This is a genomic window from Ralstonia sp. A12, assembly GCF_000801955.1.
Taxonomy (GTDB): Bacteria; Pseudomonadota; Gammaproteobacteria; order Burkholderiales; family Burkholderiaceae; genus Ralstonia.
In genome coordinates this window covers 1-13364 of the sequence record NZ_JSZO01000013.1, presented here as the reverse complement: position 1 = coordinate 13364, position 13364 = coordinate 1, and the positions used below count along the sequence as shown (strand labels likewise).

Sequence of the window (13364 nt, the reverse complement as noted above, 5' to 3'; positions counted from 1 at the left end):
CGGCGCCAAGATACTGACGGCGCGCGAACACAATGTCGTTGACGATGAGCGTCCCCAGAAAGCGCACGAAGCCCGCACTTCGCAGTGCGGGCACCGCTATTAACGCGAATACAATTCGACGATCAGGCTTTCGTTGATATCGCCGGCGATGTCCGCGCGATCCGGGGCTTGCTTGAAGGTACCTTCCATCTTCTTGGCGTCCACGGCAACCCAGGTCGGGAAGCCCGATTGCTCGGCCAGCGTCAGCGATTCAGCAATACGCACTTGCTTCTTCGACTTCTCGCGGATGGCAACCACGTCGCCCGACTTGATCTGGGCCGACGGCACGTTCAGTGCCACGCCATTGACCAGAATCGCTTTGTGCGACACCAGCTGACGCGCTTCAGCGCGCGTCGAGCCGAAGCCCATGCGGTAGACGACGTTGTCCAGGCGCGATTCCAGCAGTTGCAGCAGGGTCTCACCCGTGTTGCCCTTGCGGCGATCAGCTTCAGCGAAATAGCGGCGGAATTGACGTTCCAGCACGCCGTAGATGCGCTTGACCTTCTGCTTTTCACGCAGTTGGTTGCCGTAGTCGGAGGTGCGGGCGCCGGAAGTGCGACCATGCTGGCCAGGCTTGCTGTCCAGCTTGCACTTGTCGGCGAGCGAGCGACGTGCGCTCTTCAGGAAAAGGTCAGTACCTTCACGGCGAGACAGTTTCGCCTTGGGGCCGGTATAGCGTGCCACGTTGCGTTCCTTCGTTATCTGTCATCCGAAGCACTGAGCCTCGGATGGTCCGCCTGGTCAGCCCCAGCAACGGGACCGCGGCGAACGGTGGGCTTATGAAAAGACGAAACCCGCCTTCCGGGAAACCCGGAAGACAGGCAAGCGGGTAAGTATAGCACCCGCAGACCAACCCCGCCAGCAACTGGCGCGGCCGGTCAAATCACTTAGATGCGACGACGCTTCGGCGGACGGCAGCCGTTATGCGGCACCGGCGTCACGTCTTCGATCACGGCGATCTTGATACCCAGATTGTTCAGAGCACGCACGGCCGACTCACGACCCGGGCCCGGGCCCTTGATACGCACTTCCAGGTTCTTGATGCCTTGGTCCTGCGCCACGCGGCCAGCACTCTCAGCAGCCACCTGAGCGGCGAACGGCGTCGACTTACGCGAGCCCTTGAAGCCCTGGCCGCCCGATGTTGCCCACGACAGGGCGTTGCCCTGACGGTCGGTGATCGTGATGATCGTGTTGTTGAACGACGCGTGAACGTGCGCGATGCCGTCGGCGACGTTCTTGCGAACCTTCTTACGCGCGCGCTGGGCGGCGGTATTCGCTGCTTTTGCCATAGTTCCTATCCTTTAACCGACGGATTACTTCTTGAGCGCGACGCCGGCCTTACGCGGACCCTTGCGGGTGCGGGCGTTCGTGCGGGTACGCTGACCGCGCATCGGCAGGCCCTTGCGATGGCGCACGCCACGGTAGCAGCCCAGATCCATCAGGCGCTTGATGTTCATCGTCGTTTCACGGCGCAGATCGCCTTCGACGGTGAACTTGTTGACTTCGTCACGCAGCTTCTCGAGGTCAGCGTCCGTCAGGTCCTTGACCTTCTTGTTGGTCGGGACACCGGTGGCTTCGCAAATCTTCTGAGCGCGCGAGCGGCCGATACCGTACACAGCCGTCAGGCCGATCACGGTATGTTGGTGATTGGGGATGTTGACCCCTGCGATACGTGCCATTCGTCAATCCTCTTTGCGAAATTAGCCTTGGCGCTGCTTATGACGCGGGTCCGACGAGCAGATCACACGCACCACGCCCTTGCGCTTGATGATTTTGCAGTTGCGGCAAATGCGCTTAACAGAAGCCAGCACTTTCATGATTTTCCTCTTCCTTCAATTCCAGTCCGCTCACTTCGCCCGGAATACGATGCGCGCGCGGGACAGATCATACGGGGTCAATTCGACCGTCACCTTGTCCCCGGGCAGGATGCGGATGTAATGCATCCGCATCTTGCCGGAAATATGGCCTAACACTACGTGGCCGTTCTCTAGCCTGACGCGAAACGTTGCGTTGGGGAGGTTTTCCAGCACCTCTCCCTGCATCTGAATCACGTCGTCTTTAGCCATGTCGCTTCAGATTCGTGCGATCGCTCTTTAACGGAGCGTCAGGTTGCCCTTGAAATTCGCCTTCTTCATCAAAGACTCGTACTGCTGAGACATCACGTAGGACTGCACTTGCGCCATGAAGTCCATCGTGACCACCACGATGATCAACAGCGACGTCCCACCAAAGTAGAACGGCACATTCCAGCGCAGCACCAAGAACTCCGGCAACAGACACACCAGCGTGATGTAAATCGCACCCGCCAGGGTCAAACGCACCAGAATCTTGTCGATGTACCGCGTGGTTTGCTCACCCGGACGAATACCCGGAATGAACGCCCCACTCTTCTTCAGGTTATCTGCCACTTCGCGGCTGTTGTAGACCAGCGCCGTGTAGAAGAAACAGAAGAAGATGATCGCTGCCGCATACAGCAGGATGTACACCGGCTGACCTGGCGACAACGTTGCTGCCAGATCCTTGACGAACCGGGTAACCGGATTCGTCGAGTTGCCGGCTGTAAACCAGCCCGCGATCGTAGCCGGGAACAGAATGATCGACGATGCGAAGATCGGCGGAATCACCCCGGCCATGTTCAACTTCAGCGGCAAATGCGACGACTGACCGCCATAAATCTTGTTACCAACCTGCCGCTTGGCGTAGTTGACGAGGATCTTGCGTTGGCCACGTTCAATGAACACCACCACGAACGTCACCGCGCCAATGATCGCCACCACCAGGATCGCGGAGAAAATCCCCATCGAACCCGTACGCACCAGCTCGAACAGCCCGCCGATGGCGTTGGGCAGACCTGCTGCAATCCCGCCAAAAATGATGATCGAGATGCCGTTGCCCAGACCACGCTCGGTGATCTGCTCACCCAGCCACATCAGGAACATCGTGCCAGTGACCAGCGTGATCACCGCAGACGCCCGGAACATCAGACCTGGGTCCAGAACCAGACCCGGCTGCGCCTCGAGCGCCACTGCAATCCCCAGCGCCTGGAACGTCGCCAGAACGACCGTACCGTAGCGCGTGTACTGCGTAATCTTGCGCTGGCCGGCTTGGCCTTCCTTCTTGAGCGATTCCAGCTGCGGCAGCACGATCGTCAGCAGTTGCATGATGATCGACGCCGAGATGTACGGCATGATCCCCAGCGCAAACACCGTGAACCGCGACAGCGCGCCACCGGAGAACAGGTTGAACATCCCGAGGATGCCGCCCGACTGCCGTTGGAAAAGCTGCGCCAGTTGATCCGGATCGATACCAGGCACAGGAATGTGCGCGCCGATCCGGTACACCAGCAGTGCCAGGACCAAGAACACCAGCCGACGGCGAAGATCGCCGTACTTGGCCGTGTTCTTGGCCTGGGCCATCACATTAGGTTTCGCCGTGGCCAAACGGATGCTCCGTCAGTGTGAAACAGCAGGCTATTAGGCCAGCGAGCCACCAGCCGCTTCGATTGCGGCCTTCGCCCCAGCCGTTGCGCCCAGGCCCTTCAGAACCACTTTCTTGTCGATTTCGCCCGACAGGATCACCTTGGCGCTCTTAACCATCTCGCCCACCAGACCGGCTTGCTTCAGGGACAGCAGATCGATTTCTTCGATCGGCAGGCCCGCCAGGTCGCCCAGGCGCACTTCCGCGGTGAATTCCTTGGTCAGCGAGGTGAAACCACGCTTGGGCAGACGACGATGCAGGGGCATCTGGCCGCCTTCGAAGCCGACCTTGTGGAAACCACCCGAACGCGACTTCTGACCCTTGTGACCACGACCAGCTGTCTTACCCAGGCCCGAGCCAATACCGCGACCAACGCGGCGCTTGGCGTGCTTGGAGCCGGCTGCCGGCTTCAGGTTATTCAGTTGCATGCTCTTCTCCGTCTTGCCTTAGCCGATGACCTTGACCAGGTAGGACACCTTGTTGATCATGCCGCGCACTGCCGGCGTGTCCTGCAATTCGGACACCGAGTTCATGCGGCGCAGGCCCAGACCACGTACCGTGGCGCGGTGGTCTTCGCGCGTACCGATCAGGCTACGCACGAGTTGGACTTTCACGGTTTTCTGCGACATATCGTTCACCTATCCCTTCGGCTTAGCCGAGGATCTCTTCGACCGACTTGCCACGCTTGGCAGCAATCTCAGCCGGGGTGCTCATCTTGCGCAGGCCGTCGAGCGTTGCGCGCACCATGTTGTAAGGATTGGTCGAACCGTGCGACTTGGTCACGATGTTCGTCACGCCCATCACTTCGAAGATGGCGCGCATCGGGCCGCCGGCGATCACGCCAGTACCGTCTTTCGCGGGCATCATTTGCACCTTGGCGGCGCCATGCTTGCCAACCACTTCGTGTTGCAGCGTACCGTTCTTCAGCGGGACCTTGACCATCTTGCGACGGGCTTCGTCCATTGCCTTCTGCACGGCCACGGGCACTTCCTTCGCCTTGCCCTTGCCCATGCCGATACGGCCGTCGCCGTCGCCGACCACGGTCAGAGCAGCGAAACCGAGAATCCGGCCGCCCTTGACCACCTTGGTCACGCGGTTGACCGCGATCATCTTCTCGCGAAGACCGTCGTCGCGTTCGTCCCCTTGGACCTTAGGTTGAATTTTTGCCATGACGATATCCTCTATGCCGGCTTAGAACTTCAGGCCAGCTTCGCGAGCCGCGTCGGCCAGTGCCTTAACGCGACCGTGATAACGGAAACCCGAGCGATCGAACGCCACGGCTTCGATGCCGGCAGCCTTCGCCTTCTCAGCGATACGCTTACCCACCAGGGTGGCGGCTGCGGTGTTACCACCGTTGCCGTTCAGTTCCTTGCGGACTTCGACTTCAGCCGACGAGGCCGAGGCCAGCACCTTGGTGCCGTCTTCCGAGAAGACCTGCGCGTAGATGTGCAGGTTGGTACGGTGCACAGCCAGGCGAGCAACGTTCAGCTCCGCAATCTTCAGGCGGGTCTGACGTGCACGGCGCAAACGAGAGTCATTCTTGTTCATGATGTGCACCCTTACTTCTTCTTGGTTTCCTTCAGGATCACGCGCTCATCGGCGTAACGCACACCCTTGCCCTTGTAGGGCTCAGGCGGACGATATGCACGCACTTCAGCGGCGACCTGACCAACTTTCTGCTTGTCCGAACCCTTGATGATGATTTCGGTTTGCGTCGGCGTTTCCGCCTTCACGCCTTCCGGCATCTCATGGATCACGTCGTGCGAGAAACCGAGTTGCAACTTCAGGGCGGAGCCTTGAAGCGACGCACGGTAACCCACGCCGACCAGGTTCAGCTTGCGCTCAAAGCCCGTCGTCACACCCTTGACCATGTTGGCCGTCAGGGCGCGCATCGTACCTTGCAGCGCATTGGCTTCACGCGACTCATCTGCCGGCGCGAACGTGATCGTGCCGTTGTCGGTGTTGACCTTGACCAGCTCGTGAATCGGCTGCGTCAGCGTGCCCAGCGGGCCCTTGACGGTCAGCAGACCACCAGCAAAATTGACTTCGGCGCCCTTGGGCAGCGCGATGGGAGCCTTACCTACGCGAGACATGGTTCCCCTCCCTTAGGCAACGTAGCAAATGACTTCGCCACCGACACCGGTTGCGCGCGCACGGCGGTCCGTCATCAGACCCTGCGGGGTCGAGATGATGGCGACGCCCAGGCCGTTCATCACTTGCGGGATTTCGTTACGGCCCTTGTACACACGCAGACCAGGCTTCGAGACGCGCTCCAGGCGCTCGATGACCGGACGGCCAGCGTAGTACTTCAGACCAATCGTCAGCGTGGACTTGCCACCCTGCTCGGTCACGGCGAATTCGTCGATGTAGCCTTCGTCCTTCAGGACTTTGGCGATTGCCACCTTCAGCTTCGACGACGGCATGACCACCGACGCTTTTTCCACCGCTTGCGCGTTGCGGATACGCGTCAGCATATCGGCGATCGGATCGCTCATGCTCATACTGTTTCTCCTGTAGCCTGTGCGTGATTACCAGCTGGCTTTCGTCAGACCCGGGATTTCGCCCTTGAAGGCGATTTCACGGAGCTTATTACGCGCCAGGCCGAACTTACGGAACGTACCGCGGGGGCGACCGGTGATCGAGCAGCGGTTACGCTGACGAGTCGGATTCGCGTTGCGCGGCAGCGCCTGCAGCTTCAGACGCGCTTCGTAACGCTCTTCTTCCGACTTGCTTTGGTCGGCCACGATGGCTTCGAGAGCGGCGCGCTTCTCAGCGTACTTAGCCACCAGCTTGGCACGCTTCTTCTCGCGTTCGATCAGAGACAATTTAGCCACGGTAACCCCTTAATTACGGAACGGGAACTTGAATGCGTTGAGGAGCGCCTTCGCTTCCTCATCGTTCTTCGCAGTCGTCGTGATGCTGATGTTCAGGCCACGGAGTGCGTCGATCTTGTCGTATTCGATTTCGGGGAAAATGATCTGCTCTTTCACACCGATGTTGTAGTTACCACGACCGTCGAAAGCCTTACCCGACACACCACGGAAGTCGCGCACACGCGGCAGCGACACGGTGATGAAGCGGTCCAGGAATTCGTACATGCGTTGGCCACGCAGCGTGACCATCGTGCCGATCGGGTAACCCTGGCGAATCTTGAAGCCGGCGATAGCCTTGCGGGCCTTCGTCACGATGGGCTTCTGGCCAGCGATCTTGATCAGGTCGCCGGTGGCGTGCTCGATGACCTTCTTGTCATTGATGGCTTCGCCAAGACCCATGTTCAGGGTGATCTTGGTGATGCGCGGCACTTCCATCACGGACTTGTAGCCGAACTGCTTGATCAGCTCGGGCACAACCTTCTCTTTGTAAAACTCTTGCAGACGTGCAGTCATGCTCAACTCCTCTCTATTGCCCAGAATCAAGCGCCGACGGCAGCACCGGTGGTCTTCAGCACGCGCGTCTTCACGCCGCCTTCAACCTTGATGCCGACGCGCGACGGCTTGCCATTGGCATCCACGAGCGCAACGTTCGAAATATGGATGGGCATGACCTTGTCGACCACACCACCCGTGGTACCCAGCATCGGGTTCGGGCGCACGTGCTTCTTGGCAACGTTCACACCTTCCACCGTCACGTGCTCAGCGAGCACTGCCAGCACGGTACCTTGCTTACCCTTGTCCTTGCCGGTGCGGACGATGACGCGATCGCCCTTGCGAATCTTGTTCATGCGGCCTCCGATTACAGCACTTCCGGCGCGAGCGACACGATCTTCATGAAGCGCTCGGTACGGAGTTCGCGAGTGACCGGCCCGAAGATACGGGTGCCGATCGGCTCAAGCTTGGTGTTCAGCAGCACGGCGGCATTGCCGTCGAACTTGATGAGCGAGCCGTCAGGACGGCGCACGCCCTTGGCGGTACGCACCACCACGGCGTTGTAGATATCGCCCTTCTTGACGCGACCACGCGGAGCAGCATCCTTGACGCTGACCTTGATGATGTCGCCGACGCTGGCGTAGCGGCGCTTCGAACCACCCAGCACCTTGATGCACATGACTTCACGCGCACCCGTGTTATCGGCCACTTCGAGCCGGCTTTCTGTCTGAATCATGGTGTTCTCGTCCCAACTTAATTCGCCTTTACGCACAATGCGCAGAAGCGATCAGTCTTGGTCCCGCCAGCCGCTGGCATTGCGCCAACTGCGATTGGGTTGATCAACTTGAAGTCGGTAGCTGCCTGGCAGCGAGTGCCACCAGACCCATTCGTTTTTCTCTTTGCCTGCGCCGCCAACCGAACAGCCAGCAACTCTCACAAAGGGAAAGACCGAGACTATAACACATAATCTCGGTCTTGCAACAGCAAACTGCTACGCTGTTGTTTTAGATCACGCGTGCTGCTTCCAGCAGGCGCGAAACCACCCACGACTTGGTGCGGGAGATCGGACGCGATTCCGTGATTTCAACCTTGTCGCCTTCCTTGTACTGGTTGGCTTCGTCGTGCGCGTGGTACTTCTTCGAGCGCACAACGTACTTGCCGTACAGCGGATGCTTGACGCGGTTTTCGATCAGGACCGTCACGGTCTTGTCCATCTTGTCGCTGACAACGCGACCGACGAGCGTGCGCTTCAGGGACGTTGCTGCTTCAGTCATTTCTGGCTCCCTTTCTCGCCCATCACGGTGCGAACACGCGCGATGTCACGACGCACCTTCTTCAGCTGGCTGGTGTTCTGCAGCTGTTGCGTCGCCTTTTGCATGCGCAGGCCAAATTGGGCCTTCAGCAGCTCGGAGAGCTCCTGGTTCAGGCCGGCGGCATCTTTGCCGCGCAGTTCGGTTGCTTTCATGGTGTGTGCTCCTTACGTTCCGACCTGACGCACCACGAAGCTGGTCGCGATCGGCAGCTTGGCAGCGGCCAGGCGGAATGCCTCGCGTGCCAGTTCTTCGCCAACGCCGTCCATTTCGTACAGCATCTTGCCCGGCTGAATTTCAGCCACGTAGTATTCCGGGTTGCCCTTACCGTTACCCATACGGACTTCGGCAGGCTTCTTCGAGATCGGCTTGTCCGGGAAAATCCGGATCCAGATGCGGCCGCCACGCTTGATGTGACGGGTCATCGCACGACGGGCGGACTCGATCTGACGTGCCGTCAGACGACCACGGCCCATTGCCTTCAGGCCGAATTCGCCGAACGAAACCGCGTTACCGCGCGTTGCGATACCGGTGTTGCGGCCCTTCTGCTCCTTGCGGTACTTCCTGCGCTTAGGTTGCAGCATGCTTATTCTCCAGTCTTGGCGTCGGCGCCACGACGGGCACCTGCACCAGCACCGCGGCGCGGACCAGCCGGGCGATCGCCTTCACGGCGACGGCCTTCCGGGCGACCCGGACGACGGCGGCGCTCATCTTCCTTCGGCTCTTCCACAACGGGTGCATCGTTGCGACCCAGGTGGTCGCCCTTGTACACCCACACCTTGACACCGATGATGCCGTAGGTGGTTTCTGCTTCGGAGAAGCCGTAGTCGATATCGGCGCGCAGCGTGTGCAGGGGCACACGGCCTTCGCGGTACCACTCGGTACGGGCGATTTCGATGCCGTTCAGACGGCCCGAGCTCATGATCTTGATGCCCTGAGCACCCAGACGCATTGCGTTCTGCATCGCGCGCTTCATGGCGCGGCGGAACATGATGCGGCGCTCGAGCTGCTGCGTGATCGAATCTGCGATCAGCTGCGCATCGACTTCCGGCTTGCGGATTTCTTCGATGTTCACGTGCACGGGCACGCCCATGCGACGCTGCAGCTCAGCCTTCAGCAGTTCGATGTCCTCGCCCTTCTTGCCGATCACCACGCCCGGACGCGAGCTGTAAATGGTGATACGTGCATTCTTGGCCGGACGCTCGATGACCACGCGGCCCACCGAAGCGTTCTTCAGCTTCTTCTTCAGAAACTCGCGAACTTCGATGTCTTCCTTGAGCATGCCCGCAAACTGGGTGTTGTTCGCGTACCAACGCGAAGCCCAGTTACGGCTGACAGCCAGACGGAAGCCAGTCGGATGAATCTTCTGTCCCATCGTGACCCCTTAGTTGCCCAGCGTCACAGTGATGTGACAGGTTTGTTTCTCGATGCGGTTGCCACGGCCCTTCGCACGCGCGGTGAAGCGCTTGAGCGAGGTGGCCTTGTCGATGTAGATCGACTTGACCTTCAGCTCGTCGATGTCGGCGCCTTCGTTGTGCTCGGCGTTCGCGATGGCGGACTCAACCACCTTCTTCACGATGCCAGCCGCCTTCTTCGGGCTGAACGTCAGCACGTTGAGCGCACGCTCGATCGACAGACCGCGGATCTGGTCAGCAACCAGACGCGTCTTCTGTGCGGAGATACGGGCGCCGCGATGAATCGCTTTTACTTCCATGATTGCCCCTTATCGCTTCGCTTTCTTGTCGGCAGCGTGGCCCTTGAACGTACGCGTGAGCGCAAATTCGCCGAGCTTGTGGCCAACCATGTTTTCCGTGACGTACACGGGGACGTGCTGACGGCCGTTGTGAACGGCGATCGTCAGGCCAATGAAGTCCGGCAGAATGGTCGAACGACGCGACCAGGTCTTGATGGGCTTCTTGTCCTTCGTCTGCACTGCCGCCTCAACCTTCTTCAGCAGGTGGGCGTCAATGAAAGGACCCTTTTTTACGGAACGAGTCATATCTAAGCTCCTACCTACCGATTAACGCTTGTGACGGCGCTGAACGATCATGCTGTCCGTGCGCTTGTTACGACGGGTGCGGTAACCCTTAGTCGGGGTACCCCACGGCGACACCGGATCGCGGCCAGCAGCGGTCTTACCTTCACCACCACCGTGCGGGTGATCCACCGGGTTCATCACCACACCGCGAACGGTCGGGCGAATACCGCGCCAACGGGTTGCACCGGCCTTGCCGATCTGGCGCAGGCTGTGCTCTTCGTTGCCGACTTCACCGATGGTCGCGCGGCACTCGATGTGCACGCGGCGCACTTCACCCGAGCGCAGACGCACTTGAGCGTAGATACCTTCGCGAGCCAGCAGCACGGCGGACGTACCAGCCGAACGGGCAACTTGAGCGCCCTTGCCCGGCAGGATTTCCACACAGTGGATCGTCGTACCGACCGGAATGTTGCGGATCGGCAGGTTGTTACCAGCCTTGATCGGCGCTTCCGAGCCGTTGGCGATGGCTTGGCCAACCACAGCGCCCTTCGGGGCGATGATGTAGCGGCGCTCACCGTCAGCGAACAGCACGAGCGCGATGTTGGCGCTACGGTTCGGGTCGTATTCCAGGCGTTCGATCTTGGCCGGGATACCGTCCTTATCGTTGCGCTTGAAGTCGACGATGCGATAGTGATGCTTGTGACCACCGCCCTTATGGCGCGTGGTGATGTGGCCGTTGTTGTTACGACCCGACTTCTGGAATTGCTTTTCCAGCAGCGGAGCGTGCGGCGCACCCTTGTGAAGGTCGGGGTTAACGACCTTCACCATCGAGCGGCGGCCCGGCGATGTCGGCTTGGTTTTGACGAGTGCCATGATTACTTGGCCTCCGCTTCAAAATTGATTTCCTGGCCCGGCTTCAGCGAAACGTAGGCCATCTTCACGTGGTTACGACGACCCATGAAGCGACCGAAGCGCTTTTGCTTGCCCTTGCGGTTCAGGATCTGGACGGAAGCGACTTCCACCTTGAACAGCAGTTCAACGGCAGCCTTCACCTCGATCTTGTTGGCGTCGGGAGCCACTTCGAACACGACCTGTTCGTTCTTCTCGGCCACCAGGGTTGCCTTTTCAGACACCACAGGCGCCAGCAGCACCTGCATCAGGCGATGGTCGTTCTTGGCAACTTGCGTCATTTCAGCAACTCCTCGATCTGCGCGACGGCACCCTTCGTCACGAGCACCTTCTTGTAGTGCACGAGCGACAGGGGGTCAGCGTGACGCGGCTCAACCACGAGCACGTGCGCCAGGTTGCGCGATGCCAGGAAGAGGTTTTCGTCCAGGTTATCGGTAATCACGAGCACCGAGTCCAGGCCCATGGCGCGGAACTTGTCGGCCAGCAGCTTGGTCTTCGGCGCTTCGATCGACAGGCTGTCAACGATGTTGATGCGACCTTCACGGGCAAGCTGCGAATAAATCGAGCGCATGCCGGCGCGGTACATCTTCTTGTTGACCTTCTGCGAGAAGTTTTCTTCCGGGCTGTTCGGGAAAATACGACCACCCCCGCGCCACAGCGGGGAGGAGCTCATACCTGCACGGGCGCGGCCCGTACCCTTTTGGCGCCACGGCTTCTTGGTCGTGTGCTTGACCTCTTCACGATCCTTCTGCTTGCGGTTACCGCTGCGAGCGTTGGCCTGGTAAGCGACGACGATCTGGTGAACGAGGGCTTCGTTATAGTCACGGCCGAACACTTCCGGCGAGGCAGCAACGCCAGCGCCGAGTTGACCGTTGTCCTGGAGCAGCTTCAGTTCCATGCGTTTGCTCCTTATGCCTTCTTGGCGCGGGCCTTGACGGCCGGCGTGACGATGACTTGACCGTTCTTGGCGCCCGGGATCGCACCCTTGACCAGCAGCAGCTTGCGCTCCGTGTCGATCTTGGCGATTTCCAGGTTCTGGACGGTACGGGTGACGTCACCCATGTGGCCGGTCATGCGCTTACCCGGGAACACACGGCCCGGATCCTGCGCCATACCGATCGAGCCCGGCACGTTGTGCGAACGCGAGTTACCGTGCGTGGCGCGGCCCGACGAGAAGTTGTAACGCTTGATGGTACCGGCGTAGCCCTTACCAATCGTCACACCCTGGACGTCGATCTTTTGACCGACTTCGAACAGGTCGACGCTGATGTTCGCGCCCGGCTGGAATTCAGCGGCACGAGCGGCATCCACTCGGAATTCTTTGATGACTTCGCCCGCTTCCACGCCGGCTTTGGCGAGATGACCCGCCAGCGGCTTGGTGACGCGGCTGGCGCGTCGGGTGCCGAAGGTGACTTGAACCGCGGTATAACCGTCGGTCTCGTCCGTCTTGATTTGCGTCACGCGGTTGTCGCCGACCTCGAGCACGGTAACGGGAATCGAATCGCCGTCGTCCGTGAAAATACGGGTCATGCCAACCTTGCGACCTACAAGGCCAAGGCTCATGGTTTGCTCCATTCCCAGCTGCGATTGGCCGGGGCTGATTGATACTACGAATCTTGAACTGGACTGCGCCTAAAGAGACGGCGCGAGGCCAAAATGGCCAGCCCACTCCCCTGACTAAAGGGGTAGCCCTACAATATATCCCGGTTACCAACAATATGCAAGTGCGATTGCCGGATAGGCGCCTGGGTATCGTGCGCAACGCAACAGCCTGCGCCAGAAAGCAAAACGGCGAGCACTTGGCTCGCCGTTTGCCCGTTACCGGAGTGATCCGGCAGCGTTGTCTTGCTTATTGCAGCTTGATCTCGACGTCCACGCCAGCCGGCAGGTCCAGCTTCATCAGCGCGTCAACGGTCTTGTCCGTCGGATCGACGATGTCCATCAGGCGTTGGTGCGTGCGGATTTCGAACTGATCGCGGCTGGTCTTGTTGACGTGCGGCGAACGCAGAACGTCAAAACGCTGGATGCGGGTCGGCAGGGGCACCGGGCCCTTGACGATTGCACCGGTGCGCTTGGCGGTCTCGACGATTTCAGCGGCCGACTGGTCGATCAGGCGATAGTCGAAAGCCTTCAGGCGGATACGGATCTTCTGGTTTTGCATGATGTTTCCTTAAAGAGCGTGGCGGCCGGGCCGCCGATAGATTGAAAGAGCGATGCAACAGGCGATGCGCCACCCCGTTACCGGGAGCAGCGCATCGGTCCGCCTTTACTTGATGATCTTGGCAA

27 protein-coding genes are annotated in these 13364 nt (G+C 59.9%); all 27 read right to left on the bottom strand.

Translation table 11 applies throughout. From position 1 onward, the window contains the following. Nucleotides 1-99: 99 nt before the first annotated feature. Nucleotides 100-723, bottom strand: coding sequence for a 30S ribosomal protein S4 (gene rpsD / locus PI87_RS15985; protein WP_039598710.1), 624 nt, complete (start codon nt 721-723; stop codon nt 100-102). A 203-nt stretch (nt 724-926) separates the two neighbouring features. Continuing rightward, nucleotides 927-1328 carry a 30S ribosomal protein S11 gene (gene rpsK, locus PI87_RS15980; RefSeq protein WP_021197571.1) on the bottom strand — a complete coding sequence of 134 codons (402 nt, stop codon included), beginning with the start codon at nt 1326-1328 and terminating at the stop codon, nt 927-929. Between the two features lie 24 nt (nt 1329-1352). After that, nucleotides 1353-1718 carry a 30S ribosomal protein S13 gene (gene rpsM / locus PI87_RS15975; RefSeq protein WP_039598709.1) on the bottom strand — a complete coding sequence of 122 codons (366 nt, stop codon included), beginning with the start codon at nt 1716-1718 and terminating at the stop codon, nt 1353-1355. Nucleotides 1719-1739: 21 nt separating this feature from the next. Continuing rightward, on the bottom strand, nt 1740-1856 hold the full coding sequence (gene rpmJ / locus PI87_RS15970; protein ID WP_003264141.1) for a 50S ribosomal protein L36: 117 nt from the start codon (nt 1854-1856) through the stop codon (nt 1740-1742). Nucleotides 1857-1886: 30 nt separating this feature from the next. After that, complete coding sequence (gene infA / locus PI87_RS15965; RefSeq protein WP_039598708.1) at nt 1887-2105, bottom strand: translation initiation factor IF-1; 219 nt, start codon at nt 2103-2105, stop codon at nt 1887-1889. Nucleotides 2106-2132: 27 nt separating this feature from the next. Further along, nucleotides 2133-3455 carry a preprotein translocase subunit SecY gene (gene secY / locus PI87_RS15960; RefSeq protein ID WP_039598707.1) on the bottom strand — a complete coding sequence of 441 codons (1323 nt, stop codon included), beginning with the start codon at nt 3453-3455 and terminating at the stop codon, nt 2133-2135. Nucleotides 3456-3512: 57 nt separating this feature from the next. Then, nucleotides 3513-3944, bottom strand: coding sequence for a 50S ribosomal protein L15 (rplO, locus tag PI87_RS15955; protein ID WP_039598706.1), 432 nt, complete (start codon nt 3942-3944; stop codon nt 3513-3515). Between the two features lie 18 nt (nt 3945-3962). Further along, nucleotides 3963-4145, bottom strand: a complete 183-nt coding sequence (gene rpmD, locus PI87_RS15950) for a 50S ribosomal protein L30 (protein ID WP_003264137.1) — start codon at nt 4143-4145, stop codon at nt 3963-3965. Between the two features lie 22 nt (nt 4146-4167). Next, the gene (rpsE, locus tag PI87_RS15945; protein ID WP_013211230.1) at nt 4168-4686 is read right to left on the bottom strand and encodes a 30S ribosomal protein S5; all 519 of its coding nucleotides are present in this window, start codon (nt 4684-4686) and stop codon (nt 4168-4170) included. Between the two features lie 21 nt (nt 4687-4707). After that, nucleotides 4708-5064 carry a 50S ribosomal protein L18 gene (gene rplR, locus PI87_RS15940; protein ID WP_039598874.1) on the bottom strand — a complete coding sequence of 119 codons (357 nt, stop codon included), beginning with the start codon at nt 5062-5064 and terminating at the stop codon, nt 4708-4710. 11 nt (nt 5065-5075) lie between these two features. Continuing rightward, the gene (gene rplF / locus PI87_RS15935) at nt 5076-5609 is read right to left on the bottom strand and encodes a 50S ribosomal protein L6 (RefSeq protein ID WP_039598705.1); all 534 of its coding nucleotides are present in this window, start codon (nt 5607-5609) and stop codon (nt 5076-5078) included. Between the two features lie 12 nt (nt 5610-5621). Further along, on the bottom strand, nt 5622-6017 hold the full coding sequence (gene rpsH, locus PI87_RS15930) for a 30S ribosomal protein S8 (protein ID WP_004634489.1): 396 nt from the start codon (nt 6015-6017) through the stop codon (nt 5622-5624). A 27-nt stretch (nt 6018-6044) separates the two neighbouring features. Further along, on the bottom strand, nt 6045-6350 hold the full coding sequence (rpsN, locus tag PI87_RS15925) for a 30S ribosomal protein S14 (protein WP_004634486.1): 306 nt from the start codon (nt 6348-6350) through the stop codon (nt 6045-6047). A 9-nt stretch (nt 6351-6359) separates the two neighbouring features. Further along, complete coding sequence (gene rplE, locus PI87_RS15920; RefSeq protein WP_009241894.1) at nt 6360-6902, bottom strand: 50S ribosomal protein L5; 543 nt, start codon at nt 6900-6902, stop codon at nt 6360-6362. A gap of 26 nt (nt 6903-6928) precedes the next feature. After that, complete coding sequence (rplX, locus tag PI87_RS15915) at nt 6929-7237, bottom strand: 50S ribosomal protein L24 (protein ID WP_009241893.1); 309 nt, start codon at nt 7235-7237, stop codon at nt 6929-6931. Between the two features lie 11 nt (nt 7238-7248). After that, nucleotides 7249-7617: a 50S ribosomal protein L14 gene (gene rplN, locus PI87_RS15910; protein ID WP_003264129.1), complete on the bottom strand. Its 369-nt coding sequence runs from the start codon at nt 7615-7617 to the stop codon at nt 7249-7251. A gap of 268 nt (nt 7618-7885) precedes the next feature. Next, nucleotides 7886-8155: a 30S ribosomal protein S17 gene (gene rpsQ / locus PI87_RS15905; protein ID WP_039598704.1), complete on the bottom strand. Its 270-nt coding sequence runs from the start codon at nt 8153-8155 to the stop codon at nt 7886-7888. Next, the gene (gene rpmC / locus PI87_RS15900) at nt 8152-8346 is read right to left on the bottom strand and encodes a 50S ribosomal protein L29 (RefSeq protein WP_039598703.1); all 195 of its coding nucleotides are present in this window, start codon (nt 8344-8346) and stop codon (nt 8152-8154) included. Before rpmC ends, rpsQ begins: the two co-directional genes overlap by 4 nt. Before the next feature lie 12 nt (nt 8347-8358). Next, nucleotides 8359-8775 carry a 50S ribosomal protein L16 gene (rplP, locus tag PI87_RS15895; RefSeq protein ID WP_003264123.1) on the bottom strand — a complete coding sequence of 139 codons (417 nt, stop codon included), beginning with the start codon at nt 8773-8775 and terminating at the stop codon, nt 8359-8361. 2 nt (nt 8776-8777) lie between these two features. Next, nucleotides 8778-9566, bottom strand: coding sequence for a 30S ribosomal protein S3 (gene rpsC, locus PI87_RS15890; RefSeq protein ID WP_039598702.1), 789 nt, complete (start codon nt 9564-9566; stop codon nt 8778-8780). Between the two features lie 9 nt (nt 9567-9575). Next, nucleotides 9576-9905: a 50S ribosomal protein L22 gene (rplV, locus tag PI87_RS15885; RefSeq protein WP_004634479.1), complete on the bottom strand. Its 330-nt coding sequence runs from the start codon at nt 9903-9905 to the stop codon at nt 9576-9578. Between the two features lie 9 nt (nt 9906-9914). Then, entirely contained in the window at nt 9915-10190 is a 276-nt protein-coding gene (gene rpsS / locus PI87_RS15880; protein ID WP_004634478.1) for a 30S ribosomal protein S19, read from the bottom strand. Between the two features lie 21 nt (nt 10191-10211). Continuing rightward, nucleotides 10212-11042: a 50S ribosomal protein L2 gene (gene rplB, locus PI87_RS15875; protein ID WP_021197582.1), complete on the bottom strand. Its 831-nt coding sequence runs from the start codon at nt 11040-11042 to the stop codon at nt 10212-10214. Nucleotides 11043-11044: 2 nt separating this feature from the next. Further along, nucleotides 11045-11359 (bottom strand): 50S ribosomal protein L23, encoded by a 315-nt coding sequence (gene rplW / locus PI87_RS15870; protein WP_039598701.1) that lies wholly within the window; start codon nt 11357-11359, stop codon nt 11045-11047. Further along, on the bottom strand, nt 11356-11976 hold the full coding sequence (rplD, locus tag PI87_RS15865) for a 50S ribosomal protein L4 (protein ID WP_039598700.1): 621 nt from the start codon (nt 11974-11976) through the stop codon (nt 11356-11358). The genes rplW and rplD overlap by 4 nt, the downstream gene beginning before the upstream one ends. An 11-nt stretch (nt 11977-11987) precedes the next feature. After that, the gene (rplC, locus tag PI87_RS15860) at nt 11988-12641 is read right to left on the bottom strand and encodes a 50S ribosomal protein L3 (protein WP_039598699.1); all 654 of its coding nucleotides are present in this window, start codon (nt 12639-12641) and stop codon (nt 11988-11990) included. 286 nt (nt 12642-12927) lie between these two features. Beyond that, on the bottom strand, nt 12928-13239 hold the full coding sequence (gene rpsJ, locus PI87_RS15855; RefSeq protein ID WP_004634473.1) for a 30S ribosomal protein S10: 312 nt from the start codon (nt 13237-13239) through the stop codon (nt 12928-12930). Between the last annotated feature and the right edge of the window lie 125 nt (nt 13240-13364).